The 26647-nt window shown below is 69.1% G+C and carries 24 protein-coding genes; 10 read left to right on the top strand and 14 right to left on the bottom strand.

Annotation, left to right across the window (positions count from 1 at the left end; translation table 11 throughout):
• The first annotated feature begins 118 nt into the window (after window positions 1-118).
• The 9 genes from QO011_RS39045 to QO011_RS39005 all read left to right on the top strand — a co-directional run bounded on the left by QO011_RS39045 (window position 119) and on the right by QO011_RS39005 (window position 9810).
• On the top strand, window positions 119-1069 hold the full coding sequence (locus tag QO011_RS39045; protein WP_307285046.1) for a carbohydrate ABC transporter permease: 951 nt from the start codon (window positions 119-121) through the stop codon (window positions 1067-1069).
• Window positions 1066-2016, top strand: coding sequence for a carbohydrate ABC transporter permease (locus QO011_RS39040; protein ID WP_307285043.1), 951 nt, complete (start codon window positions 1066-1068; stop codon window positions 2014-2016). The genes QO011_RS39045 and QO011_RS39040 overlap by 4 nt, the downstream gene beginning before the upstream one ends.
• A 4-nt stretch (window positions 2017-2020) precedes the next feature.
• Window positions 2021-3133 carry an ABC transporter ATP-binding protein gene (locus tag QO011_RS39035; RefSeq protein ID WP_307285040.1) on the top strand — a complete coding sequence of 371 codons (1113 nt, stop codon included), beginning with the start codon at window positions 2021-2023 and terminating at the stop codon, window positions 3131-3133.
• Window positions 3134-3403: 270 nt separating this feature from the next.
• Window positions 3404-4888, top strand: a complete 1485-nt coding sequence (locus QO011_RS39030; RefSeq protein WP_307285037.1) for an FAD-dependent oxidoreductase — start codon at window positions 3404-3406, stop codon at window positions 4886-4888.
• 295 nt (window positions 4889-5183) lie between these two features.
• On the top strand, window positions 5184-5945 hold the full coding sequence (locus tag QO011_RS39025) for a 3-ketoacyl-ACP reductase (RefSeq protein WP_307285034.1): 762 nt from the start codon (window positions 5184-5186) through the stop codon (window positions 5943-5945).
• A gap of 9 nt (window positions 5946-5954) precedes the next feature.
• Window positions 5955-7601 (top strand): GMC family oxidoreductase, encoded by a 1647-nt coding sequence (locus QO011_RS39020; RefSeq protein ID WP_307285033.1) that lies wholly within the window; start codon window positions 5955-5957, stop codon window positions 7599-7601.
• Window positions 7602-7688: 87 nt separating this feature from the next.
• Window positions 7689-8000, top strand: a complete 312-nt coding sequence (locus QO011_RS39015) for a Dabb family protein (RefSeq protein WP_307285029.1) — start codon at window positions 7689-7691, stop codon at window positions 7998-8000.
• Window positions 8001-8014: 14 nt separating this feature from the next.
• A complete protein-coding gene (gene hpxZ, locus QO011_RS39010) occupies window positions 8015-8410 on the top strand; it encodes an oxalurate catabolism protein HpxZ (RefSeq protein WP_307285130.1) in 396 nt (131 codons plus the stop codon).
• A 197-nt stretch (window positions 8411-8607) separates the two neighbouring features.
• The gene (locus tag QO011_RS39005; protein WP_307285026.1) at window positions 8608-9810 is read left to right on the top strand and encodes a GGDEF domain-containing protein; all 1203 of its coding nucleotides are present in this window, start codon (window positions 8608-8610) and stop codon (window positions 9808-9810) included.
• A gap of 239 nt (window positions 9811-10049) precedes the next feature.
• On the opposite strand, the gene QO011_RS39000 is transcribed toward QO011_RS39005, so the two are convergent.
• From QO011_RS39000 to QO011_RS38935, 14 genes are all read right to left on the bottom strand, one after another.
• Window positions 10050-10559 (bottom strand): GNAT family N-acetyltransferase, encoded by a 510-nt coding sequence (locus QO011_RS39000; protein WP_307285023.1) that lies wholly within the window; start codon window positions 10557-10559, stop codon window positions 10050-10052.
• Window positions 10560-10562: 3 nt separating this feature from the next.
• On the bottom strand, window positions 10563-10862 hold the full coding sequence (locus QO011_RS38995) for a type II toxin-antitoxin system TacA family antitoxin (protein ID WP_307285018.1): 300 nt from the start codon (window positions 10860-10862) through the stop codon (window positions 10563-10565).
• Between the two features lie 130 nt (window positions 10863-10992).
• The gene (locus tag QO011_RS38990; RefSeq protein ID WP_307285015.1) at window positions 10993-11766 is read right to left on the bottom strand and encodes an SDR family NAD(P)-dependent oxidoreductase; all 774 of its coding nucleotides are present in this window, start codon (window positions 11764-11766) and stop codon (window positions 10993-10995) included.
• A gap of 52 nt (window positions 11767-11818) precedes the next feature.
• A complete protein-coding gene (locus tag QO011_RS38985; RefSeq protein WP_307285012.1) occupies window positions 11819-12826 on the bottom strand; it encodes an ABC transporter ATP-binding protein in 1008 nt (335 codons plus the stop codon).
• A gap of 11 nt (window positions 12827-12837) precedes the next feature.
• Window positions 12838-13668 (bottom strand): carbohydrate ABC transporter permease, encoded by an 831-nt coding sequence (locus tag QO011_RS38980; RefSeq protein WP_307285009.1) that lies wholly within the window; start codon window positions 13666-13668, stop codon window positions 12838-12840.
• Window positions 13669-13671: 3 nt separating this feature from the next.
• Window positions 13672-14544 carry a carbohydrate ABC transporter permease gene (locus QO011_RS38975; protein WP_307285007.1) on the bottom strand — a complete coding sequence of 291 codons (873 nt, stop codon included), beginning with the start codon at window positions 14542-14544 and terminating at the stop codon, window positions 13672-13674.
• Between the two features lie 304 nt (window positions 14545-14848).
• Complete coding sequence (locus QO011_RS38970) at window positions 14849-16159, bottom strand: ABC transporter substrate-binding protein (protein WP_307285004.1); 1311 nt, start codon at window positions 16157-16159, stop codon at window positions 14849-14851.
• Between the two features lie 163 nt (window positions 16160-16322).
• Complete coding sequence (locus QO011_RS38965; protein ID WP_307285001.1) at window positions 16323-17300, bottom strand: sugar-binding transcriptional regulator; 978 nt, start codon at window positions 17298-17300, stop codon at window positions 16323-16325.
• A gap of 107 nt (window positions 17301-17407) precedes the next feature.
• Window positions 17408-19570 carry a peptidase domain-containing ABC transporter gene (locus QO011_RS38960; protein WP_307284999.1) on the bottom strand — a complete coding sequence of 721 codons (2163 nt, stop codon included), beginning with the start codon at window positions 19568-19570 and terminating at the stop codon, window positions 17408-17410.
• Entirely contained in the window at window positions 19567-20811 is a 1245-nt protein-coding gene (locus QO011_RS38955; protein ID WP_307284996.1) for a beta-barrel domain-containing protein, read from the bottom strand. The genes QO011_RS38960 and QO011_RS38955 overlap by 4 nt, the downstream gene beginning before the upstream one ends.
• Before the next feature lie 203 nt (window positions 20812-21014).
• On the bottom strand, window positions 21015-22748 hold the full coding sequence (locus QO011_RS38950) for an ABC transporter substrate-binding protein (RefSeq protein WP_307284993.1): 1734 nt from the start codon (window positions 22746-22748) through the stop codon (window positions 21015-21017).
• A gap of 176 nt (window positions 22749-22924) precedes the next feature.
• Window positions 22925-24460 (bottom strand): glycerol-3-phosphate dehydrogenase, encoded by a 1536-nt coding sequence (glpD, locus tag QO011_RS38945; protein ID WP_307284990.1) that lies wholly within the window; start codon window positions 24458-24460, stop codon window positions 22925-22927.
• 33 nt (window positions 24461-24493) lie between these two features.
• Window positions 24494-24688 (bottom strand): hypothetical protein, encoded by a 195-nt coding sequence (locus QO011_RS38940; protein WP_307284988.1) that lies wholly within the window; start codon window positions 24686-24688, stop codon window positions 24494-24496.
• Window positions 24685-25593: a LysR family transcriptional regulator gene (locus QO011_RS38935; protein ID WP_307284985.1), complete on the bottom strand. Its 909-nt coding sequence runs from the start codon at window positions 25591-25593 to the stop codon at window positions 24685-24687. The genes QO011_RS38940 and QO011_RS38935 overlap by 4 nt, the downstream gene beginning before the upstream one ends.
• Before the next feature lie 82 nt (window positions 25594-25675).
• Here QO011_RS38935 and QO011_RS38930 point away from each other — a divergent pair, with 82 nt between their 5' ends.
• Window positions 25676-26452, top strand: coding sequence for an MBL fold metallo-hydrolase (locus tag QO011_RS38930; RefSeq protein ID WP_307284982.1), 777 nt, complete (start codon window positions 25676-25678; stop codon window positions 26450-26452).
• Window positions 26453-26647 lie beyond the last annotated feature (195 nt).

Here is a 26647-nt window from a genome sequence, read left to right as displayed (position 1 = left end):
GTTCGCGTGGATGGGCGGATCAAGTCCGCCCCTGACGTCCGACGGCTGGCGTAGAGGGAACGACAAGACGGGTGCGCGGCGTCGCACCCGTTTCTCCAGGGGATGAGGAGAGCCAGCCATGACCTTGGCCACCACCGGGACGGTGACGCGCGAGCGGGCGCGGCCACGCGAGAGCCTGCGCGGGCGATTGCAGGACGCCCTGCCCAAGATCGTGCTGGCGCCGAGCTTCGTGGCCATCCTCGTCTTCGTCTACGGCTTCATCGTCTGGACGGTGTACCTGTCCTTCACCGATTCCAAGACCTTCGTGTCGAGCAATTTCGTCGGCACCGGCGCCTACCAGAAGCTCTGGCGCTGGACCTTCGACACCGATCCGCCTTCGACCTGGTACACCGCCATCACCAACATGGGCATCTTCGCGGTGCTCTATATCGGCCTGTGCCTGGCCCTCGGCCTGCTGCTCGCCATCCTGCTCGACCAGAAGATCCGCGGCGAGGGCATCCTGCGGCCGATCTATCTCTATCCGATGGCGTTGTCCTTCATCGTCACCGGCGTCGCCTGGAAGTGGTTCCTCGATCCCGGCCTCGGCCTGGAGAAAACCATGCATGCCTGGGGCTGGGAGAGCTTCCACTTCAACTGGATCAAGGACAACAGCATGGCGATCTACTGCGTGGTGATCGCCGGCGTCTGGCAAGCCTCCGGCTTCATTATGGCCATGTTCCTGGCGGGCCTGCGCGGCATCGACGGGGAAATGCTGAAGGCGGCCCAGATCGACGGGGCTTCCACGGTCCAGCTCTACCGGCGCATCGTCATTCCGCAGCTCAAGCCGATCTTCCTCTCCGCCTTCATCGTGCTCGCCCATATGGCGATCAAATCCTACGACCTCGTGGTCGCCCTGACCTTCGGCGGGCCCGGCACCTCGTCCTGGCTGCCGTCGGTCTTCATGTACGAGTACACCTTCAAGCGCAACCAGATGGCCATTGGCTCGGCCAGCGCCGTGATCATGCTGATGGGCATCAGCGCCATCGTCGTACCCTATCTCTATTCCGAACTGAGGGAGAAGGGCCGATGACCGCCACCACCGCGCCGGTTCGCGAGCCGGCCTCGCCCGGCGGCCACAGCCTCGGCACCAAGATTTTCATCTATGGCCTGCTGGCGCTCTTCGCCTTCGTCTATCTCGTGCCGCTGTTCGTCATGCTCGTCACCTCGTTCAAGACCATGGACGAGATCCAGGGCGGCACCATGCTGGCGCTGCCGCGCTCGCCGACCATCGTGCCCTGGATCAAGGCCTGGGGCGGCACCTGCGACGGCGATGCCTGCACGAGCGGGGTCGCCAGCCATTTCTGGAACTCGCTGAAGATGGTCATCCCGGCGGTGGCGATCTCCACGGCCCTGGGGGCGATCAACGGCTACGTCCTGACCAAATGGCGCTTCCGCGGCCACAAGCTCGTGTTCGGCATGATGCTGTTCGCCTGCTTCATTCCGTTCCAGGCCGTGCTGCTGCCGGTCAGCAGCATCTTCAACCTGCTCAGCCAGCTCGACCGCTGGCTCGCCGAGCACGTCCTGCACTTCAGCATCGGCCTCACCAACTCGACCTTCAAGCTGGTGTTCGTCCACGTCATCTATGGCCTCGGCTTCACCACCCTGTTCTTCCGCAACTATTACGAGGCTTTCCCGAACGAACTGATCAAGGCGGCGATGATCGACGGCGCCAGCTTCTGGAAGATATTCTCGCGCATCATCCTGCCCAGCTCGCTGCCGATCATCGTCGTGACGGTGATCTATCAGTTCACCAATATCTGGAACGACTTCCTCTTCGCCTCCGCCTATGCGGGCGAGGAGGCCGTCAGCCCGATCACGGTGGCGCTGAGCAACATCGTCAACACCTCGACCGGCGTGATCGAATACAATGTCAACATGGCCGCCGCGATGATCGCGGGCCTTCCCACCCTCATCGTCTATGTCGTCGCCGGGCGCTATTTCGTGCGCGGGCTGATGGCCGGCGCCGTCAAAGGATAGAGCCATGGCGTTCCTGGAAATCGACAATCTCAAGAAGCGCTTCGGCTCGGTCGAGATCCTCAGGGGGATCGATATCGACCTCGACAAGGGCGGCTTCCTGGTGCTGGTCGGCCCCTCCGGCTGCGGCAAGTCCACGCTGCTCAACACCATCGCCGGGCTGGAAACCATCTCGGACGGCGAGATTCGCGTCGACGGCCAGGCGATCAACACCCTGCACCCCTCCAAGCGCGACATCGCCATGGTGTTCCAGAGCTATGCGCTCTACCCCAACATGACGGTGGCGGGGAATATCGCCTTCGGCATGGAGATGCGCGGCGTGCCGAAGGAGGAGCGCCAGAAGGCGATCGACAGCGTCGCCAAGACGCTGCAGATCGGCCACCTCCTCAACCGCAAGCCCTCGCAGCTCTCCGGCGGCCAGCGCCAGCGCGTCGCCATGGGCCGGGCGCTGGTGCGCAACCCCAAGCTGTTCCTGTTCGACGAGCCCCTGTCCAACCTCGACGCCAAGCTGCGCGTCGACATGCGCGTCGAGATCAAGCGCCTGCACGCCACGACCGGCACCACCATCGTCTACGTCACCCACGACCAGATCGAGGCGATGACGCTGGCGACCAAGATCGCGGTGCTGAAGGACGGCGAGCTGCAGCAGGTCGGCACGCCGTCGGAGATCTACAACAAGCCGGCGAACCTGTTCGTCGCCGACTTCATGGGCTCGCCGGCGATGAACCTGATCAAGGCGACGACGGGCGAGGAGAACGGCCGCAAGGTGCTGAAGCTGGTCAACGGCTCCGGCGGCGGCATCACCCTCGGCGTGCCCGGCTCGATCGCGGCCGAGCCGCTGGCCGACGGCCGCGAGCTGATCCTCGGCATCCGCCCCGAGGCGATCACCGACCGCGACGGCGCCGACCGCCATTCCAAGGCGATCGAGGTGGTCGACGCCAAGGTCGAGATCGTCGAGCCGGCGGGCTCCGACACGTTCGTGGTCACCCATATCGGCGGCAAGGAGGTGACGGCCCGCATGCGCTCCGACGCCGATGTGAAAGCCGGCGAGACCATCCCCTTCGCCTTCAACCTCGACAAGGCCGTGGTGTTCGACCCGCAGACGGGCAAGCGGCTGTGAGGGGGAGGGGGACGTCTTGACGAAGCGCGACGCCGGCTTTTCCCCTCCCCCTTGTGGGAAGGGGCTAGGGGCGGGGGTCCATCAGGACATGGCGCGCCCTATGACATCGACCCCCACCCTTTATCCCTCCCCGTCGATCTCGGGTGTTCCCGAGATCGACCATCAATATGGCAAGTCGAAAACATCCGACTTGCTTGGGGGAGGGAGGACGCGGGCGTCGCGCCTCGTCCTTCGCGGTTCCATCTCGCCCGACCCGTTTTCCTCGCCCCGATGACCACCCCCGACATCCTCATCATCGGCTCGGGCATGGGCGGGGCGACGCTGGCCTATGCGCTGGCGCCGAGCGGAGCATCGATCCTGATCCTGGAGAAGGGGCACCAGCTCCCCGTCCGGCCGGAGAACCGCGATGCGCGGGCGATCTTCCAGCGCGGCTTCTTCCGGCCGCGGGAGAGCTGGTTCGACAGCGCCGGGCGGCCGTTCAATCCAGGCAACTACTATTACCATGGCGGCAATTCCAAGTTCTACGGCGCGGTGCTGACGCGCTATCGCGCCGCCGACTTCGACGGCCTCGCCCATGCCGACGGCGACACGCCGCCCTGGCCGTTCCGCTACGCCGAGCTCGCGTCCTGGTACGATGCGGCCGAACAGCTCTACCAGGTGCGCGGCCGGCTCGGCGAGGACCCGACCGAGCCGGCGCATGGCGGCCCCTATGCCTTTGCGCCGGTGCCGGACGAGCCGGCCATCGCCGCGGTCCGCGACCGGCTCAAGCGCATCGGCCTCAATCCCTTCTCGCTGCCGCTCGGCGTCGACATCGAGCAATGGAGCCGCTACGGGCGCACGCCCTGGGATGCCTTTCCCGATGCGCGCAGCGGCAAGATGGACGCGGAGACCTGCGCCCTGATCCCGGCGCTCGCCTACGACAATGTCCGCATCGAGAGCGGCGCCGAGGCGACGCGCCTCATCGCCTCCGCCGACGGCCGGCGCATCGAGGCGGTGGACTACGAGCAGGACGGCGAGGTCCGCCGCGTCTCGGCCGGGATCGTGGTGCTGGCGGCCGGCGCCGTGCGCTCGGCGGCGCTGATGCTGGCCTCCGGCGTCGGCAACGCCTCCGACCTCATCGGCCGCCACTTCATGAACCACAACCTCACCGCCATGCTGGCGGTCGATCCGCGCTTCACCAATGACAGCGTCTACCAGAAGACCTTCGGCCTCAACGATTTCTACTTCGGCGACGCGACATGCGGGCCGCCGCTCGGCAATGTCCAGCTGCTCGGCCGGGTCTCCGGCGCGATCCTGAAGGCGGACCTCAAATGGGCGCCGGAGCGGGCGCTGCAGGCGCTCAGCCGCCGCACGGTCGACTTCCTGATCATGTCGGAGGACCTGCCCGACCCGAAAAGCCGGGTGCGCGTCGACGGCCGGCGCATCGTGCTCGACTGGCGGCGCTCCAACATGACCGCCCATCGCGGGCTGAAGGCGCGCATGAAGGCCAGCCTCCGGGAAGCCGGCTTCCCCATCGTGCTCAGCCATCTCTTCGACCGGCGAACGCCCTCGCACCAGTGCGGCACGATCCGCATCGGCACCGACCCGAAGACGGCGCCGCTCGACCCGTTCGGGCGCTCCTTCGACCACCGGAACCTGTTCGTCGCCGACGCCTCGACCCTGGTGACCTCGGCCGCGGTCAATCCGTCGCTGACGGTCGCAGCGATGGCGCTGCGCACGGCGGCGCATATCCGCGAGACGGAGCTGGCGCGGTGAGGGGGGAGCGGCGAGAGAGGCGGGACGTGACCGTTGGATGCGAGACGGTTGCCGTTCCTACCCCGACGCCAGCCGATCCCCTCCCCCTTGCGGGGAGGGGATCGGGGTGGGGGTGGATCAGACTGGAACGGGACGGTCGATCACGAGCGCGCTTGGCAGGTCGCTTCACCCCATCCTGCACGACCCCCACCCCTTACCCCTCCCCGCAAGGGGGAGGGGAGACAACGGCGTCGCGTTCTGTCCGGCACTGTCGTGTCTCGCCTGACCAGGTTGAGCTGTTGCTTCGGAGCCTCCCATGACCCGCCCTGTCGCCCTGGTCACCGGCGCGCGGCGCGGCATCGGGCGGGCGATCGGGCTCGCGCTGGCCGAGGCCGGCCACGACATCGCCTTCACCGACATCGTCGAGGACGCGGCGGGCCTCGAGGCGCAGGCCGCGTTCGAGGCGGCGGGGGCCGCGGCCCTGTTCGTCCGCCACGACGTCGCGGCGCTCGACACCCATGCCCGCCTGATCGACGCCGTGACCGCCCGCTTCGGCCGGCTCGACTGCTTCGTCTCCAATGCCGGCATCGGCACGCCGGTGCGCGGCGACATGCTCGACCTCGCGCCGGCGAGCTTCGACACCGTGCTCGGCGTCAATCTTCGCGGCGCCGCCTTCCTCAGCCAGGCGGCGGCGCGGGCGATGCTCGCGGCCCCGGGCAGCGGCCGCACCATCGTCTTCGTCACCTCGGTCAGCGCCGAGCTGGCCTCGCCGGAGCGGGCCGACTATTGCGTCTCCAAGGCGGCGCTGGCGATGTGGGCCAAGAACCTGGCGGTGCGCCTCGCCGCCGACGGCATCGGCGTGTTCGAGGTCCGGCCCGGCGTGATCCGCACCGATATGACCGCCGGCGTCGCCGCCAGGTACGATGCGCGCCTCGCCGGGGGGCTGGTGCCGGCGATGCGCTGGGGCGAGGGGGACGACGTCGGCCGCGCCGTCGCCGGGCTCGCCTCGGGCGCCTTCGGCTTCGCCACCGGCTCGGTGATCGCCTGCGACGGCGGGCTGTCGATAGCCAGACTGTAGGGAAGGTTCATGGTCGACTACATCATCACCGGCGGCGGGCCGGCGGGCTGCGCCCTGGCGGCGCGGCTGAGCGAGGACCCCTCCGTCTCCGTCCTGCTGCTGGAGGCCGGCGGCAGCGACCGCCACCCGCTGTTCCACATGCCGGCGGGCTTCGCCAAGATGACCAAGGGCATTGCCAGCTGGGGCTGGTCGACCGTGCCGCAGCAGCACCTCGGCGGCCGCGTGATGCGCTACACCCAGGCCAAGGTGATCGGCGGCGGCTCCTCGATCAACGCCCAGCTCTACACCCGCGGCAATCCGGCCGATTACGACGCATGGGCCTATGAGGAGGGTTGCCCCGGCTGGTCCTATGCCGACGTGCTGCCCTATTTCCGGCGAGCCGAGGACAACCAGCGCTTTGCCGACGCCTATCACGCCTCGGGCGGGCCGATCGGCGTCTCGGTGCCGGTCAACCCGCTGCCGATCAACGAAGCCTTCATCCGCGCGGCGCAGGAATACGGCATCCCCTACAATCCCGATTTCAACGGCGCCCGCCAGGCCGGCATCGGCCATTACCAGGTGACGGTGCGCGATGCCCGGCGCAGCTCGGCGGCGGTCGGCTATCTCCGGCCGATCCGCGATCGCAAGAACCTCACGGTGCGCACCGGCGCCGCGGTGCTGCGCATCCTCGTCGAGCATGGCCGGGCGGTCGGCGTCGAGATCGCCGAGGGCACGGGCAAGACGACGATCCGCTGCGAGCGCGAGGTGCTGGTGACCTCGGGCGCCATCGGTTCGCCGCGGCTGCTGCAGCTCTCCGGCATCGGGCCGGCCGACCATCTCAGCGCGGCCGGCGTGCCGGTCGTGCACGACCTGCCGGGCGTCGGCGCCAACCTGCAGGACCATCTCGACCTCTACGTCATCTGCGAATGCACCGGCGACCACACCTATGACAATGTCGCCAGGCTGCACCGCACGCTCTGGGCCGGCACGCAGTACATCCTGTTCCGGAAGGGGCCCGTGGCCTCGACCCTGTTCGAGACCGGCGGCTTCTGGCATGCCGACCGCAACGATCCCAACCCCGACATCCAGTTCCATCTCGGCCTGGGCTCCGGCATCGAGGCGGGCGTGGCGCGGCTCAAGAACGCCGGGGTGACGCTCAACACCGCCTATCTCCGCCCACGCTCGCGCGGCACCGTGCGGCTGAAATCGGCCGATCCGGCCGACCACCCCCTGATCGACCCGAACTACTGGGCCGACCCGCGCGACCGCGCCCTATCGATCGAGGGCCTGAGGATCGGCCGCGAGATCATGCGCCAGAAGGCGCTGGGGCCCTTCATCCTGGCCGAGCGCATGCCGGGGCCCGGCAAGGCAAGCGAGCAGGAGCTCGCCGACTATGCCTTCGCCACGTGCAAGACCGACCACCACCCCGCCGGCACCTGCAAGATGGGCACGGACGCCATGGCGGTGGTGGCGCCCGACCTGAAGGTGCACGGCCTGGAGGGCCTGAGGGTCTGCGATTCGTCGATCATGCCCCGCGTCAATTCGTCCAACACCAACGCGCCGACCATCATGATCGGCGAGAAGGCGTCTGATATCGTCGCCGGCAAGCCGCCGCTGCCGGCGGCCAACCTGCCTGGGCGGAGCTTCGCGGATCGGGACCCTGTACCGGCCCGCTGAACTCTGCCAAGACTTTGAGAATCATGCAGAATGTCCGCACGCGCCCTGCGGGCGGCGTTCGGACATTCTGCCGAGGGGGAGAGCGGCATGATCCGTCACATCGTCCTGGTCCGTTTCCGGCCCGACGTGCCGCCGGCCGAGATCGCCGCGATCTTCGCCGCCCTGCATGCCCTGAAGGCGGCCATCCCGGGCATCTCCGCCATCGCCGACGGCGCCAATGTCAGCCCCGAGGGCCTGGCGCGCGGCTTCACCCACGGCTTCACCGTCGATTTCGCCGACGTCGCGGCGCGCGACCGCTACCTCGCCGACCCCGAGCACGGCAAGGTCGGCGCGGCCCTGGTCGGCGCGGCCGAGGGCGGGGTCGACGGCATCCTGGTGCTGGACTTCGCGCCGGCATGAGCGCCGAGCCCGGCCTGACGATCGACGATCCCGCCGTCCGTGCCGAGGTGGAGGCGGCTTTCGCCCGCTACGAGGCGGCGCTCGTCGCCAACGACGTCGCCACCCTGGACGACTTGTTCTGGCGCGACCCGCGCACCATCCGCTATGGCGGGGGCGAGAACCTCTACGGCTACGCGGCGATCGCCGCTTTCCGCGCCGCCCGCGCGCCGGCCGGGCTGGCGCGCCGGCTGGAGCGCACCGTCATCACCACCTATGGCCGCGACTTCGCCACCGCCTCGACCCTGTTCCATCGCGACGGCGCGCCGGGCAAGGTCGGCCGCCAGATGCAGACCTGGATGCGCACGCCGCAGGGCTGGCGGGTGGTGGCGGCGCATGTCAGCATCATCGACGCGCCGGCCGAGCCGGGCTAGGTCCACGGACCCGCAAGACCTCGGCGCCGCGGGCGCTTGCGGCTGCGCCCGTGACTCGGCGCGTCCATCGGTCGGAACGGCTTCCACAGCGATGAAGGCGCGTCGCCAAGGTCGAGGCGGATCGGTGATCTTAAGCACTCGTTAACCCCGGCCAGGAAAGAAATCGCGAAGAAAACCCATTGTTAGGTGGGATATTCATGAGGTCGTCGCTCAAGCTGGACGGGCGACGAGAAAACGCCGCGCTCATCCGGACCCCCCAGATGCCATTTCGAACGGAGACGGTGCGCGATGGGGTCTATGTCGAGCTGGTGCGCAGCCTCTACACGACACTGATCCCGACAACGATCATGTCGATCGGGTATGTCCTGTCGTTCGCCGTCATGGGGCACGCGTCCGGCAGTGGCCTGCTCGAGCTTTTCGCGCTCATCGGTGTGTTCTCGGGCATTGCGCGCGTCCTCGTCCTGGTGATCGGTTCGGCGGAAGCCGGCGATCCCGCCCTCGATGTCGGCCGCGCCGGCATCCTCGAGCGCCGCTTCGCGATCGCCTATTATCAATTCGCCGTCCTGCTCGGGGCTTCGACCGCCTGTCTCTTCATGGTCGATGCGCCACGCTTCCACATGCTGGCCACCTGCCTTCTCGTCGGCTACGGCGCCGGTGTCGCAGCCGGCGTGGGGTTGCGGCCACGGATCGCGATACCGAGCATGGTCATGGCGATCGCGCCGTCGATCATCGTGGCCGCCTCGCGCTGGGACGCGATCTACTGGATCACCGCAGCGATGACGGCGGCCCTTCTCGCGGGCGGCTGCCAGAGCCTTCTCGGACGATATCGCGTCACCAGCGCCGAGGTCGGCAGACGCCTCACCTTCGAAGCGTTGGCCCGGCGCGATGTCCTCACGACGCTGCCGAATCGGCTCGCGCTCCGGGAATGGTTCGAGAGCCATGTCGCCGTCGGCGCCGGGCACGAGCTCCTTGCCGTCCACTGCCTCGATCTCGACGGTTTCAAGCCGGTGAACGATGTCTTCGGCCATCCCGTCGGTGACGCTCTGCTGAAGGCGGTCGCGATGCGGCTGACGCAATGTCTGCGACCCCACGACATCGCGGCCCGGCTCGGCGGCGACGAGTTCGCCGTCGTCCAGCGGGACCTGCGCAGCATCGACGAGGCCGACCACCTGGCGCGCCGGCTCCGCGCCGTGATCGCCGAGCCGTTCTCCCTTCACGGTCACGAAATCCGGATCTCGACCAGCATCGGCTACGCGGTCTGCCGGCGCGCCTCGGCCGATCTGGACGAGCTCACGTCGCTTGCCGACCAGGCGCTGTACAGGGCCAAGAACAGAGGCGGCGGCGTCGAGCACAGCGATATGCTGGTGGCGATGCCCGTCAGGCTCGCCGCGGAGGGATGAGGCTCGTCCGCTCCGGCGGTTGGCACGCCGGGACTTGAGCCGGTCAGGATCCGGTGGTGTGCGGACTGAGGCTCGGACGGCGGAGATGCGAACGCCCCCCTCGCAGGCCGTTCCACGAGGGGACGGCGATGCGCATCCCTGGAGCAAAGCGCGTCTGGGCGGAAACGGTGCTTTGCTCCAGCTCCTTGTCTCGACACGTCCTTGCCAGCCTTGGCGAGTCCGCCAAATCGCAGAACACCTCAGCGCCTGGCTTCGGCGATCGAGGCGGCAATCGCTGCGATCGAGCGGAACAGGACGAGCGGGTCGTCCTTCGACGGCAGGAAGCCGCGCCGCTGCCAGAATCCCGCGGCCTCTGCGTCGACGGCATTGACCATCAGGGCGCGGCCGCCGACGAGCGTGGCGGCGTGGACGCAGCGCTCGAGCGCGTGCTTCAGCAGGCCGGTGCCGACGCCCCGCCCCGTCCAGCCGAGATCGGTGGCGAGCTGGCCGAGGAGGAGGCAGGGCACGGGATCGGGGGGCTGGCCGGTGCGGATGGACCGGGGCAGGACGGATGGAACGACGGCGGTCGGCGCAAGACCATAGAAGCCGACGACGCTGCCGGCATCGTGAACGACGAGCACCGCGGTGAAGCCCTTCTCCTGGTTGGAGAGCGCCCGGGTCTTGAGCCAATGATCGAGGCTCGGCTTGCCGCAGCCGAACGCGGAGACATCATGGGCCGCGGTCAGCGGTTCGGGTACGCAGAGGGCCAAGACTCAGCGCTTTGCGACGTAGCCCGGCTCCCATGGGGCGGGACGCCTGGCGAGCTCGACCAGTTCGGGGATCGGCTCCGCCGGCCCGGAGAGCGCGGCCATGAAGTGCGCGAATGCCTCGGCGCCCATGCGGATGGGCCGGTTTTCCATCAGGACATCCTCGGCGGCCCGAACGGCCGCCTCGCGCACGAACTCCGTGCGCGATCGTCCGCGCAGGCCGGCAGCGCGGTCGATGATCGCGATGTCCGCCTCCGGAAGACGCATCGAGATCGGGTATTCCTTGCGTTCGGCGTTGGCGGCCATCCGCGCCTCCCTCGCACACACATGTAGACGAGTGTAGTGCAAATTGCAATACAGCCGTTTCCCCCTTCAGCGTCGGCACAGGGTGCCTGGTGCCATGGGCGGACGATGCCCGCCCATGGCTTTGCTGATGTCACCAGCAGGTATAGCCGCCGTCCGCCAGCACGATCGAGCCGGTGAGCAGGCTGGCGGCGTCGGAGGCGAGGAACAGCACGACCGAGGCGATCTCGTCGACCTCGCCCATGCGGCCCATCGGCGTATAGTCCATCCAGACGTCGTACATCGCCTTGTTGGACTTGGCGAAGGCGGTCAGCGGCGTGTTGATGTAGGTCGGCGCCACGGCGTTGACGCGCACGCCGCGCGCGCCCCATTCGGCCGCCAGCGACTTGGTCAGGTGGTGCACGCCGGCCTTGGAGGCGTTGTAGTAGCTCTGCTCCTGCGGCTTGTTGACGATGAAGCCGGACATCGAGCCGATATTGACGATCGAGCCGGACTTCTTCTCGAGCATGTGCTTGCCGAAGGCGCGGCAGCACCAGAACACGCCGTTGAGGTTGACGTCGATGACGTTGAGCCAGTGCTCGTCGGTGACGGTCTCGGCCGGGGTCTCGGAGCGGGCGATGCCGGCATTGTTGACGAGCACGTCGATCTTGCCGTGCCTGGCGACGACGGCATCGGCCACCTCGGTCACCTGGGCCGGCTTGGTCACGTCCATCAGCGCGATCTCGGCGTCCAGGCCCTTCTTGCGCAGGCCGTCCCGGCCCTCCTCGGCCACCTTGGCGTCGAAGTCGGCGATGACGAGCTTGGCGCCGGCCTCGGCGAGAGCCTCGACACAGGCCGCGCCGATGCCGCGGCCGCCGCCGGTCACCAGGGCGACGCGGCCGTCGAGCCGGAACTTGTCGAGATACATGGAAACCTCCTGACTGCGTGTCTTGAACGGGGGAAGCCGTCGGCGCCGCGGCTCAGGCGCGGATCGCCTTGCCGGCCGCGTCGAAGCGATGGATGCGGGCGGGATCGGGGATGAGGCGGATGGCATCGCCCATCCTGAAGCCGAGCTCGCCGCTGGCGCGCACCGTGATGCGGCCGACCTCGCTGTCGACATAGAAGAAGGTGTCGCTGCCCAGGTGCTCGGCGATGGCGATCTTGCCGGGCCAGCCGTCGGCGCCGTCGCGGCTCACCGTGATGTGCTCGGGGCGCACGCCGATGGTGGCGGCGCCGTACTGGCCGGCGACGGCCGGCTGGTCGACGAAGTTCATCTTGGGCGAGCCGATGAAGCCGGCGACGAACAGGTTGGCCGGCCGCTCGTAGAGCTCGAGCGGCGAGCCGTACTGCTCCACCGTGCCGGCGCTGAGCACGACGATCTTGTCGGCCATGGTCATGGCCTCGACCTGATCGTGGGTGACGTAGATAGCCGTGGTGCCGAGCGTCTTCTGCAGGCTGGCGATCTCCAGGCGCATCTGCACGCGCAGCGCCGCGTCGAGGTTGGAGAGCGGCTCGTCGAACAGGAAGGCCTTGGGCTCGCGCACGATGGCCCGGCCGATGGCGACGCGCTGGCGCTGGCCGCCGGAGAGCTGGCCCGGCCGCCGGTCGAGATAGGGGGTGAGGTTGAGCTTGGCCGCGGCGGCGTCGACCTTCTCGGCGATCCTGTCCTTGGGCATGTTGGCCATCTTCAGGCCGAAGCCGATGTTCGAGCGCACGCTCATGTGGGGATAGAGCGCGTAGGACTGGAACACCATGGACAGGCCCCGCCTGGCCGGCGGCAGGCCGCTGACATCGGCGCCGTCGATGGTGATGGCGCCCGAGGTCATGTCCTCCAGGCCGGCGATCAGCCGCAGCAGGGTGGACTTGCCGCAGCCGGAGGGACCGACGAACACCACGAAGGACTTGTCCTCGATGGCCAGATCGATGCCCTTGATGATGTCGACGGCGCCGAAGGACTTGCGCACGCCCTTGAGAGTGATGCTGCCCATGACGGACCCCTTTACTTGACGGCGCCGAAGGTGAGGCCGCGCACGAGCTGCTTCTGGCTGAACCAGCCGAGGACCAGGATCGGCGCGATGGCGAGGGTGGAGGCGGCCGAGAGCTTGGCCCAGAACAGGCCCTCGGGGCTGGAATAGGAGGCGATGAACACGGTGAGCGGCGCCGCCTTGGAGGTGGTGAGCGCCAGCGTCCAGAAGGCCTCGTTCCAGGCCAGGATGAAGTTGAGGAGCAGGGTCGAGGCGATGCCCGGCACCGCCATCGGCGTCAGCACGTAGAAGAGCTCCTTGCCGATGGTGGCGCCGTCCATGCGCGCGGCTTCGAGGATGTCCTTGGGGATCTCCTTGAAATAGGTGAACAGCATCCACACCACGATCGGCAGGTTGCCGAGGCAGAGCAGGCCGATCAGGCCGATCTGGGTGTCGAGCAGGCCCCAGTCGCGGAAGAACAGGTAGACCGGCACCATCACGCCGACCGGCGGCATCATCTTGGTGGAGAGCATCCACAAAAGCGTGCCGCGGGTGCGCTCGGTCGGCGCGAAGGCCATCGACCAGGCCGCGGGGATGGCGATGGCGAGCGCGAGCAGCACCGAGCCGCCGGCGATGACCAGCGAGTTCCAGGCATGGTGGAAATAGTCGCTGCGCTGCTGGACGATGCCGTAATTCTCCGTCGTCCACTGGAAGAACAGGAACTTCGGCGGCAGCGAGAAGGCTTCCAGCTCGGTCTTGAAGCTGGTCTCCACCATCCAGATGATCGGGAAGGCGATGATCAGAGCGACGATCCAGGCGGCTGCCGTGGTGATCGCCCTGCGGGCGGGGCTGATTGCGCGGGCCATGGTTCAGGCGTCCAGGTTCTTGCCGACGAGGCGCACGAGGAAGATCGAGACGATGTTGGCGAGCACCACCGCAACCAGGCCGCCGGCCGAGGCGCCGCCGACATCGTATTGCAGGAGCGCCTCCGAATAGATCAGGAAGGCGAGGTTGGTGGTCTGCAGGCCGGGGCCGCCGCCCGTGGTGACGAAGATCTCGGCGAAGACGGTGAGCAGGAAGATCGTCTCGATCAGGATCACCACCGTGATCGGTCGGGCGAGGTGCGGCAGCGTGATGTAGATGAAGGTGGAGAGGGCGCGGGCCCCGTCCATCTCGGCCGCCTCCTTCTGCTCGCTGTCGAGCGATTGCAAAGCGGTCAGGAGGATCAGCGCGGCGAAGGGCAGCCATTGCCAGGAGACGATCAGGATGATCGCGGTCAGCGGCGCGTTGGCGAACCAGTCGATCGGCTGGAAGCCGAGCGAGGTGGCGATCCAGGCGAACAGGCCCGAGACGGGGTGCATCAGCAGGTTCTTCCACACCAGCGCGCTCACCGTCGGCATGATGAAGAAGGGCGAGATCACCAGCAGGCGCACGATGTTGAGGCCGATGACCTGCTGGTCCATCAGGAGCGCCACCAGCGTGCCGAGCACCACGGTGATGACCAGCACCGAGCCGACCAGCACCAGCGTGTTGACGAGCGAGGTGAGGAAGGCCGGGTCGGTGAGGAAATAGGTGTAGTTGTCGAAGCCGGCCCAGCCCTGGGTGGTCGGATCGAGCAGGTTGTAGTTGAGGAAGGAGAAGTAGATCGTCGCTGCCAGCGGCACCAGCGAGATGAACAGGAGCAGGGCAACCGCGGGCGAGATCAGGATGCGTCCGAGCGTATGGGTCTGCTGCGTCGCCATGCCCGCTTCCTCCTCGATGGCCGCCGTCAGGCGGGGCGTTGATGATGCCGTCGGCAGCCCTCTGCGGGGCCTGCCTGCGATCCGGCGTTCCCTCCCCGGGAGAAGCCATCGTCCGTCAGACGGGCCGACGCGTCCAGCGCGCGACGGGCTTCGTCCCCGGAAAAGCGGGCTTCGGGCCGCGGCATGCGGCGGCCTTGCGGGCAGGGGAGCGAGTGGGTGCCGGAAGGGCCATCCGGTCCGTGCCGGGCCGGATGGCAGGTGGGTCGGTGGCGGCCGGCGAACCGGCCGCCACGCCTTGGGAGGTCTACTTGATGTAGCCGGCGCGCTTCATCTCGCGCTCGGTCGAGCGCTGGGCCGCGTCGAGGGCGGCATCGACCGTGGAGGCGCCGGAGAGCGCCGCGGCGAATTGCTGGCCGACCTGGGTGCCGAGGCCCTGGAACTCGGGAATGGCGACGAACTGCACGCCGACATAGGGCACCGGCTTGACGGTCGGATGCTGCGGGTCGGCGATGTTGATGGACTCGAGCACCAGCTTGGCGAAGGGCGCGGCCTCCAGATATTGCGGGTTCTCATAGAGCGACTTGCGGGTGCCCGGAGGCACGTGCGCCCAGCCCTCCTTCGAGGCCACCAACTCGGTGTAGTGCTTGCTGGTCGCCCAGGCGACGAACTTCTCGGCCGCCTCGGTCTTCTGGGTGCTGGCGGGAATGGCCAGCGACCAGGCCCACAGCCAGTTAGCGCTCTTGCCGAGGCCCTTGTTCGGCGCGAGGGCGAAGCCGACCTTGTCGGCCACCTTCGATTCCTTGGGATCGGTGACGAAGCCGGCGGCGACCGTGGCGTCGATCCACATCGCGCACTTGCCCGAGTTGAACAGGGCGAGGTTCTCGTTGAAGCCGTTGGAGGTGGCGCCGGGCGGGCCGGCTTCCTTCATCAGGTTGACGTAGGTGGTCAGCATGTCCTTCCATTCCGGCCCGTCGAAGGTCGGATGCCACTTCTCGTCGAACCAGCGCGCGCCGAAGGAGTTGGCCGTCACCGTGAGGATGGCCATGTTCTCGCCCCAGCCCGGCTTGCCGCGCAGGCAGATGCCGTAGGTGCCGCCGGCCTTGTCGGTCAGCTTCTTGGCCGCGTCGATGATGAAGTCCCAGGTCGGCTTCTCGGGCATGGTCAGCCCGGCCTTCTCGAACAGGTCCTTGCGGTACATCGTCATCGACGATTCGCCGTAGAACGGCGCGGCATAGAGCTTGCCGTCGACGGAGAGGCCGGAGCGGATCGCCGGAAGCAGGTCGTCGACGTCGTAGTCGGCGCCGAGATTGTCGAGCGGCACCAGCCAGCCCTTCTTGGCCCAGATCGGCACCTCGTAGGTGCCGATGGTCAGGATGTCGAACTGGCCGCCCTTGGTCGCGATGTCGGTCGTGACCTTCTGGCGCAGGACGTTCTCCTCCAGCGTCACCCATTTCAGCTCGATGCCGGGGTTGGCCTTGGTGAAGTCGTCGGTCAGGCCCTGCATGCGGATCATGTCGCCATTGTTGACCGTGGCGATGGTCAGCGTCTCGGCCAGGGCGCCCGAGGCGGTGAACAGGCAGGCGGCCCCCATGAGCGCGCCGAACAAATGTCTCATTCTGTCCTCCCAAGACATGAGTATATGCTCTCATGCTGAGCGGATGCTCACATTCTCGCCCGTCGCTGTCAATGGTCAATCGTTGCTGCGCTGCGGCAAGAACGGCGGGTTGCCGCAGAGGCATCGCAGAAGCGCGGGCGCCGCGTCGCCGGCCCGGGGCCGCTCAGGGCTCGAGCAGGGCCTTGGCCGTCATCTCGTTGGTGATCAGGCCGTTGAGATGGCGCCCGCGCAGGGCGGCGCGGATGGCGGGGACCTTGGCCGTGCCGGTGGCGACGCCGACGGCGAGCCCCTCCTCGGGCACGGCGAGGCGGACGCTGGTGACGCGCTCGTTCATGCCGCCCTCGATGACGTTGCCCTCCGCGTCCATCGCCCAGGCGGTGATCTCGCCGACGGCGCCGCGGCGCATCAGGTCGATGACCTCGTCGCGCGACAGGAAGCCGTCGACATGCAGCGGCGCCGCCAGGTCGATCTGGCCGAGGCCGACAAGGCGGATGTCGGCCCGCGCCGCCACCGCGTGCAGGCGGCGGACGGCGTCGATGCCGAAGAACTGTTCGCGCTCGGCGGCCGAGGCCACGAAGGTCGGCAGCGGCATGGGGAAGTGCCGGGCCTTGGTCAGGTCGGCCAGGCGCGACACGGCGTTGAACGAGCTCGCCGAGCCGTCCGGCGAGATGTTGCCGACCAGGGAGACGAGCTGGTGGTTGGGGCAGTCCATCGGCGGCACCTGCTCGACCGCGGCGCGCAGGGTGCGGCCGGTGCCGAGCGCGATGATGATCGGCCGCGGATCGCGCAGCTTCGCCTCCAGGAAGGCCGCCGCCGCCTCGGCCACGCCCACCGTGCTGCTCTGGCCGGAGCGGTCGTCCGGCACCACCTCGCAGTGGCCGAGGCCGAAGCGTTCGCCGAGCCGCGTCGCCAGCTCCATGCAGGCGGCGATCGGATGCTCGAGCCGGAAGGTGATCAGCCGTTCCTGCAGCGACAGCGACACCAGGCGCTGCGCCGTCGCCCGCGACACGTTGAGCTTGCGGGCGATCTGATCCTGGGTGTTGCCGGCAATGTAATAGAGCCAGCCCGCCCGCGCCGCGTCGTCGAGCCGGGACCGTTCGGTGTCGGAGAGCGCGGTGGATTGGGCGGCGGCGTTGGACATTGTTCTTGGACGAGGTAAGCCTGACCTATTGGAGCATATGTCGCCCCTATGAGCAATTGATCAATTTTCGCCAAAAGTCGGTCCGCGCTTCCCCCTTCGCCGCGGCATCAGGCCGGCGCGTCGGTCTGCCGCTGGACCACCACCGGCGTCAGCCGCTCGGCCCTGGCCGACGTCGAGACCTCGGACAGCCGCCGGTCGCGGACGGTGAAGATGCGCCGGGCGTTGCGCAGCAGGGCGGGGCGATGGGCCACGACGATCCGGGTGATCGCCATCCGGTCGAGGAGCTCGGCGATGAGCTCCTCGTTGCGGTCGTCGAGATTGGCGGTGCCCTCGTCGAGGATGAGGATGCTGGGCTGGCGGTAGAGGGCGCGGGCGAGGAGCACGCGCTGGCGCTGGCCGCCGGAGAGGGTCGAGCCCATATCGCCGACCAGCGTCAGGTATTGCATGGGCGAACGCATGATGTCGGCGTGGATCTGCGCGGCCATGGCCGCGGCCACCACCCTCTGCATGTCGAGATCGGGATCGAAGCCGGCGATGTTGTCGGCGATCGAGCCCGACAGCAGGCGGTCGTCCTGCGCCACCACGCCGACATGGCTGCGCCAGCTGCGCCAGCGCTCGGGCGTCGCCGGCTGGCCGTCGAGCTCGATCAGCCCGTCGGTCGGGCGGTCGAGCCCGAGCAGCAGCTTGAGGAGCGTCGTCTTGCCGCCGCCGGAGGGGCCCTGGATAGCGATGTAGTCGCCGGGCTCGATCTCGAGGTTCACGTCCTCCAGCACCAGGGGGTCGGTGGCGCCGTAGCGGAAGGAGACCTGCTTCAGGCGGATGCTGCCGCTGACGTCGATGAGGCCCGGCGCGTCGGTCCTGGTCTCGGCCGGCGCCAGCACGATGTCGGAGAGGCGGTCGAGATGCAGGCGCAGGAAGCGGAACTGCACCATCTGGTTGACGAGGGCGAAGGTGCGGTCGGTGAAGGTCTGCCTGTAGGAGAGGAAGGCGAAGAGCATGCCGACGGAGAAGCCTTCGCCAGCGAGGATCATCCGGCCGGCGACGTAGATCACCAGCACGGTCTGAAGGCCGGTGATCGCGCTCTGGAAGAAGGCGAGCGACACCTGCAGGCGCCCGAGCGAGATGTTGGCGTTGGCGGTGTCGGCGTGGAGGTTGCGCCAGGCGCCCTCGCGCACCGCCTCCCGGCCGAGGAGCTTCAGCGTCGTGGCGGCCCGCACCGTCTCCATCAGGTGCGACTGCTCCTTCGCATCGGCGATGATCGCTTCCTGCGTCCGGCGCTGCATGCCCGGGAACAGAGCCAGGGTGACGGCGAGATTGATCAGCACGGCCACGACCACGATGAAGCCGAGGAGCGGCGAATAGAAGAACAGCACGACGGCGGCGACCGAGGCCATGGCCCCGTCGATGACGGTGCCGACCACGCCTTGAGTGATGGCGTCCTGGATCGGCTTGACCGAGCCGAGCCGCGAGACGATGTCGCCGACGTGCCGCTTCTCGAAGAAGTCGCTCGGCAGGCGCAGGAGATGGCGCACCAGGTTGCCGGTGATCTGGAAGCTGAGGAGATGGCCGAGCATGCGCAGCGCCCAGCTGCGCAGCGCCTCGATTCCCGCCTGAACCACGACCAGCGCCCCGAAGCCGAGCGCGATCACGGTCAGGAGGTTGCCGTCCGCCTCGGCCAGGGCCTGGTCGACGACGAGCTGCATCTGCAGCGGCGCGACGAAGGCGGCGAGCTGCAGTGCCGCCGAGAGGACCAGGACCTGGGCCAGGGCCGACCACCAGCCGTCGAGCCGCGACCACAGGCGCGACAGCTTCATCGGCGTGCGCTCGTGCAGGGGCTCGAAGCTTTCGGCGCGCGCGAGCTCGAGGGCGACGCCGGTGAAATGGCGCGAGACCTCGTCGAAGGGCAGTGTCCGTGCCCCCGTCGCCGGGTCGTGGATGACGACGCCGCGCCGGCCGACCGACTTCAGCACGACGAAATGGTTGAGGTCCCAATGGAGGATCGCCGGCAGCCTGATCCGGCGCAGCGCCTGGAGCTCGACCTTGAGGGCGCGGGTGGAGAAGCCGAGCTGGTCGGCGATGCCCATCAGGCTCTTCAGCGAGGCGCCGGCCAGCGACAGCGCATAGCGCTGGCGCAGGGCGTTCATGTCGATGTCGTGGCCGTGGAAGCGGGCGACCATGGCCATGCAGGCCAGGCCGCATTCGGCCGCTTCCGACGCCGTCACGACCGGAAGGCTGCGGGGACCCAGATCGAGCTTGCGGGCGATGGTCATGGTTTTCCAGCCACGGCGTAGATGGGATCGAACAGCCATTGCAGCAGGCTGCGGCGGTCGAAGACGATGTCGGCGGAGAGCAGCATGCCTGGCTGCAGCGGGATGACCTGGCCGTAGGCGTCCATGCTCTCGCGCGGCAGGCTGACGCGGATGCGGAAGACCGGCTCCTGCAGCCCGAGGCCGGGCAGCCCGACGTCCGAGGGCGCGATCACCGTGGTCGAGACCGTGCGCACCCGGCCGTGCAGGGTGCCGAAGCGCTGATAGGGAAAGGCCTGCAGGCTCAGCGCCACGTCCTGGCCGGGCCTGATGAAGCCGATGGAGCGCGAGGGGGCCAGGAGCTCGGCCTCCAGGCGGCCGCCTTCGGGGATGATGACGGCGACGACGCTGCCGGCGGCGACGGTCTGGCCGGTCGTGACCGGCAGGACGGCCACGCGCCCGCCGAGCGGCGCGGTGACGAATTGTTGGCGCCGGGCCTCGGATTCGGCGCGGCGCTGGCGCAGCGTCGCCGCGGCGGTCTCGGCATCGGAGCGGGCCGCGTCGATCTCGAGCGGAATCGAGGCGAGGCGCGCGTTGACGTCGGCGATGTCGCGCTCGACCTCCGCCTGCTGGCGGCGCTCGCCGGCCAGGTCCTGCCGGCTGCTCAGGAGGGCGAGGCGGCGGTCGTCGACGTCCTTCCTCGGCAGGAAGCCCTTGGCCGCGACGGCGATGCCGCGGTCGAGCTCGGCCTGGGCCAGGTCGACGCGCTGCTGCTGCAGGGCGGCCTGGGTGGCGAGGTCCGCGAGCTCCGCCCGGCTCTTGGCGAGGCGGTCCCGGGCCTGGTCGCCCTCGACACGCAGCTGCGCCAGCTTGGCCTCGGCGCGCGCCTGGGCGGCCGTGCTCTCGGACTGCAATCCCTCGGCGATCACCGCGCCGACATTGCCGGCGGCGATCTCGCCCGCCAGGCCGAGCACCGCAACGCGATCACCGCTGCGGATCACGTCGCCCTCGTGCACGATGATGCTCTGCAGCGTGCCGCCTGACGGTGCCGTCACCCGGATCATGCCCAGGTCGGGCACGAGATAGCCCGAGACGGTCGCCTTGCGGGCATAGCTCGCCTGGGCAAGGAAAGCGGCCGCCGCGAAGATCACAACAGCGAAGAACAGGCCCAGCGTCTTGATCGAGGTGGGGGTGGCCAGGATCACCGCGCCATCGAGACGCCGGGCGGCGTGGCTGACGGCTTCCCGCCGGAAGAGCTCGCTCATGATGCTGCCTCGCCGATGCAGTCACGATCTGAAGCAGGGTCTCCGGAACCTGCCTGCGCTCCGGAAGCAAGGTCGATCCGCGTCGAACGTCGGCGGCTGGGGCGAACTCATCCCGGGAGCACGGCCCGCATCCTTTGCTCCGCACGCCGGGGAAACTATGCGTTTTGGCACGACCGGCGCGAGGCGGCCGGCGTGCGACCCGGTCAGCTCTTCCCGGGCGGGCTGGCGGACCAGGAGCGGATCAGCTTGTCATAGTCGACGGTCTCGCCCCGGGGCTTCTCGTTCTCCAGCCTGCGCCGCGGCGCGGGGGTGCCGTCGGCCTCGGCCTTCTCGTGCCAGTCCTCGGCCGAGGTCCTCGGGTTGAGCCTGGGGCCGCATGCGCCCTGCACGCCGGACGCCTCCAGGCCGGCCATGAGGCTGTCCTGAGCCGCGGCCAGGCCGTCCATCGCTTCCCGCGGCGTCCTGGCGCCGGAGGCCGCGTCGCCGATGGCCCGCGACCACAGCTGCGCCAGCTCCGGATAGTCCGGCACGGCGGCGCCGGCCGGGGGCCACTGCAGGCGGGCCGGCGAGCGGTAGACCTCGATCAGGCCGCCAAGCCGGGGCGCGCGCTCGGTGAAGCTAGCGTCCCGGATGTCGCTCGCGCGGATGAAGGTGAGGCCGACATGGCTCTTCTTCAGCGACACCGTCCTGGACACGATGAACTGCAGATAGAGCCAGGCCGCCTTGCGGCGGTCGAGCGGGGTCGATGTCAGGAGCGTCAGCGAGCCCATGTCCTGGGAGCCGGGCCTCATGCCCTGCATCCAGTAGGCGCCGTGCGGCGAGGGCGCGACGCGCCATTTCGGCGTGCCGTCGGCGTTCATGACGGGCAGGCCGGGCTTGAGCATCGCGGTGGAGAAGGCGGTGGACCAGAAGAGCTGCTGGGCGATGGCGCCCTGCGCGGGCACCCGCCCGGATTCGGAGAAGGTCATGTCCCCGGCGTTCGGCGGGGCATAGCTCTTCAGCCATTCCAGGTATCGGGTGAGAGCGTACACCGCAGCCGCACCGTTGGTGCCGCCGCCGCGGGCGATGTCGGAGCCGACCGGGCTGCAGCCCGCCATGCGGATGCCCCATGCACCGACCGGCGGGCCCCTGTCGCCATTGCCGGCCATGGGCAGCCAGGTCTCGGCGAAGCGCCGGCCGAGCCAGGGATCCCGCCCGCCAAAGTCCATGTGGCCATAGACCTTGACGCCGTCGATGGTGCCGATGTCCTTGGTGAAGAACTCGGCAATGTCCTCGTAGGCCGACCAGGTCACCGGCACGCCGAGCTCGTAGCCATACCTGGCCTTGAACCGGGCCCTGTAGTCCGGGTTGGTGAACCAGTCGTAGCGGAACCAGTAGAGGATGGCGGACTGCTGGTCGGGCAGCTGGTAGAGATGGCCGTCCGGCGCGGCGGCGAAGGACCTGCCGATGAAATCGTCGACGTCGAGGCCGGGGTCGGTGACGTCCTTGCCTTCGCCGGCCATCCAGTCGGTCAGGTCGACCGCCGGCCCGTCGCGGACATGGGGGCCGGCGACGTCGGGCTCGCCGATCCAGCCGTCATAGACGGTCTTGCCGGGTTGGGGCCGGATCGTCTCGACGACGTCGCTCTTCTGGACGAGGTCGTGGCGGACCTTGATGCCGGTGATCTCCTCGAAGGCCTTGGCCAGCACCTTCGATTCATATTCGTGGACGACCAGCGTCTCGGAGACGATGTTGATCTCCATGCCCCTGTAGGGCTCGGCGGCCTTGATGAACCAGCCCATCTCCCGGAGCTGCTCGTCCCTGGACAGGGTCGAGGGCTGGAACTCGCCGTCGATCCATTTCTCGGCGGCGGCTTCGCCGGCGAGGGCCGGCGCGGCGGCCAGGAGCAGGGCGAGCGCCGCGGCCGTCAGGCTGGCTTGCCGGTCGGTTCGCCGCATCTGGTCCTCCATGCCGCCCTGCGCCTTCACCCGGCGGCGGAGCGCCGGGCGGTCCTCCGACAATCGGGGAGCCGATGGTGTATCGCCTCTCCGCCCCGTCGACGACAAGGCCGGCGCGAGGCGCGGCCGGGAGGTGCCGAGCGGCGGCCTGGCCGCCGCCGCGGCGGGGACGAGGCTCAGTGGGCGATGCTCGCCTTGGTCGCGACGGCGAGCCGTCCGGCCATGTAGGCGTCGAGGTCGGCGGCCTCCGCCTTGCTGAGCCGCAGGCCGAGCTTGGAGCGGCGCCAGAGCACGTCCTCGGCGCGCCGGGCCCATTCGCTCGCCATGAGATGATTGACCTCGGCCTCGGTCAGCGTCGCGCCGAAGTCGCGGCCGAGCGAGGCGAGGGAGGTGGCGCCCTTGAGGATGTCGCGAGCCCTGGTGCCGTAAGCGCGCACCAGGCGCCGGGCATGCTCGGCCGCGATCCAGGGATGGGTCCGGGCGATCTCGCCGACCAGGGCGTCGAAGCCCTGCACGGGGAAGTCGCCGCCGGGCAGCGGCGTGCGGCCGGACCAGCCGCGCTTGTCCTTGACGGCCGGCGGCAGCAGCGGTTCCAGCTTCTCCAGGGCGTGCTCGGCCAGGCGCCGATAGGTGGTGATCTTGCCGCCGAAGACCGAGAGGAGCGGCGCGCCGCCTGCCTCGTCCAGCACCAGCACATAGTCGCGGGTGGCGGCCTGGGCGGCGCTGGCGCCGTCGTCATAGAGCGGACGCACGCCCGAATAGGTCCAGACGATGTCGGACTCGGTGACCGGCCGGGCGAAATACTCGCTGGCGGCGCGGCAGAGATAGGCGATCTCCTCGGGCGTCGCCTTCACGTCGGCGGGGTCGCCGACATAGTCGCGGTCGGTGGTGCCGATCAGCGTGAAGTCGCGCTCATAGGGGATGGCGAAGATGATGCGGTTGTCGGCGTTCTGGAAAATGTAGCAGCGGTCGTGGTCGTAGAGCTTCCTGACCACGATGTGCGAGCCCTGCACCATGCGCACCTTGGCCGACGTGTTGACGCGCAGCTTCGAGGACAGCACGTCCGCCACCCATGGGCCGGCGGCATTGACCAGCATCCTGGCGCGCACCGTCTCGGTGCGGCCGGTCTCGGTGTCCTGGGTGACGAGCGTCCAGCCCGTCGCGTCGCGCTCGGCCGAGACGGCGCGGGTGCGGGTGCGGATGGTGGCGCCGCGGTCGGCGGCATCGCGGGCGTTGAGGGCGACGAGGCGGGCGTCCTCGACCCAGGCGTCGGAATATTCGAAGCCCCTGGCGTAGTCGCCCGGCTTCAGCGGCTTGCCGGTGACGTCGCGGGTGAGGTCGAGCGTGCGGGTCGGCGGCAGGAGCTTGCGGCCGCCGAGATGGTCGTAGAGGAACAGGCCGAGGCGCAGGAGCCAGGCCGGACGCAGGCCCTTGTGGTGCGGCAGCACGAAGCGCAGCGGCCAGATGATGTGCGGTGCCATGGCCCACAGCACCTCGCGCTCCATCAGCGCCTCGCGCACCAGGCGGAACTCGTAATATTCCAGATAGCGCAGGCCGCCATGGATCAGCTTGGTGGCCGCCGACGAGGTGCCGCTGGCCAGGTCGTTCTGCTCGCACAGATAGACCGACAGCCCGCGCCCGGCCGCGTCCCGGGCGATGCCGCAGCCATTGATGCCGCCGCCGATGATGGCGAGATCATAGGATCCGTTCACGAAGGTCTGCGCTCCTTGCGGTGCTTTCGTTTCTCATTGCGAATGACGATAGTCAAAGGTCGATTTCGGCGCAATTGCGTTTTGAAGGAGGGAAATCGGTTTCGTAATTCGAAGGTCGAAATCAATTTCGGCGATATTGCGGCGAAACGGCGGCGAGATGGCCGCAAGCGCGCCCGGCGGGCCCTCGAAACGAAACCGATGGGCGGACCCGGTGGTGCCGGGCGTCACGCCGGGCCGGCGGCAACCGGGGGCTGCAGGCCGGCCGCCGGCCCCTCGAACAGCCGCCGCTCGCGGCGGACGAGGTCGGCGATGAAGTCGGCGGCGGCGCGGATGCGCGGCACGGTGGCGATGTCGGGGCGGGTGAGCAGCCAGAGCTCCCGTGCCGGCGGCGGCTCGGCAAGATCGAGGGCGACGAGGTCGCCGGCCAGGACATGCGGCAGCACGGCGATGCCGCAGTCCGCCCGCGCCGCGGCGGCCTGGGAGAGCTGGCTGTTGCTGCGCAGCGCGAAACGCGCACGCGGGAAGCGGCGGCCAAGCCACAGCGCCTCCGGCAGGTGGGCGCTGGTCTCGTCGAAGCCGACGAAGGCCGGCGCGGCTCCGGCCGCCAGGCGCTCGCGCCAGGCCGGCGTGGCATAGAGGCCGAAGCCGAGCGTCGCCACCCGCCGCGCCAGGAGCTCGCCTTCGTCGGGCCGGCCGAGGCGCAGGGCGATGTCGGCCTCGTGGCGCGGCAGGCTGACCAGCCGCCGGTCGGCGATGATCTCCATGTCGAGGCCGGGGTATCGCCGGCCGAGAGCGCCGAGGCGCGGGATCAGGAAGCCGTCGGCGAGGCCCGGCGTGGTGGTGAGGCGCACCAGCCCGGCCAGCGCCTGGCTCGGGCCGGCACCGGCCAGGGCCTGGGCGGCGCCCTCCATGGCGCTCGCCGCCTCGAGCGCGGCACGGCCGCGGTCGGTCAGGACGTAGCCGCCGGGCCGGCGCTCGAACAGCGCGGCGCCGAGCGCCGCCTCCAGCCCGCCGATGCGGCGCGCCACCGTGGCGTGGTTGACGCCGAGCGCCCGCGCCGTGGCCGAGAGGCTGCCGAGCCGAGCCAGCGCCGTGAAGAAGCGGACGTCCTCCCAGTCCAGGCCTGTGCGCAAACGATCGGACATTGCGAGAAAATAGCGAATTTTCGCTCAGGTTCCCAGTCCGTAGAGTGTGCCCGAAATCGGAGACGAGGACATGTCGACGCTCGAAACGACCCTGACCCTGATCGGCGGCCCGACCGTGCTGATCGAGCTGGCGGGCTTTCGCCTGCTGACCGACCCGACCTTCGACGAGCCCGGCGCCTACCACTCCGGCACCGTCACCCTGGAGAAGACGCGCCCGCCGGCCCTCCGTCCCGAGGCGCTCGGCCGCATCGACGCGGTGCTGCTCAGCCACGACCAGCATTTCGACAATCTCGATCGGGCCGGCCGGGCCTTCCTGCCGACGGTTGCCGCGACCTTCACCACCCCGATCGGGGCGGGCCGGCTCGGCGGAGCGGCGCGAGGCCTCGCGCCCTGGGAGACGGCGCTGCTCGAAGGCGGGGACGGCCGCCGGCTGCACGTCACCGCGACGCCGGCGCGCCACGGCCCGGTCGGCATCGAGCCGATCGCCGGCGACGTCGCCGGCTTCCTCCTCGGCGTGGACGCGCCCGGCGACGCGGTCTATGTCAGCGGCGACACCGTCTGGTACGAGGGCGTGGCCGAGGTGGCCCGGCGCTTTGAGCCGCGGCTGGTGATCCTGTTCGCCGGCTCGGCCAAGCCGCGCGGGCCGTTCCACGTCACCATGGACAACAACGACGCCATCGAGGCCGCCCACGCCTTCGCCAAGGCGCGGATCCTCGCCGTGCACAATGACGGCTGGGCCCATTTCACCGAGAGCCAGGCCGACCTCGCCCGCGCCTTCGGAGCGCTGGGCCTGGCCGACCGGCTCGAGACGCTGGCGCCGGGGAGGGCGCTGCGGCTGGCGCTCTGATCCGGCTCGGCGCCGCCGCCTGCGAGCCGCGCCTATCCGCGGGCCGAAGAGACGCCGAGGCATCCTGCTGGCGCGAGCGGCAACCGAGATCGTTGATTTTCACGTTCGGCATGGCCATGACACGGGGGACGAGCCCATGGCCGCAGATGACGGTCGGTCTTCGCTCGTCTGCCAGGATCTGTCGAAGCGGCGAGC

This window comes from Labrys wisconsinensis, assembly GCF_030814995.1.
Classification (GTDB): Bacteria; Pseudomonadota; Alphaproteobacteria; order Rhizobiales; family Labraceae; genus Labrys; species Labrys wisconsinensis.
Note: the sequence above shows the minus strand (reverse complement) of the source record. Positions and strands in the feature narration are given on the sequence as shown.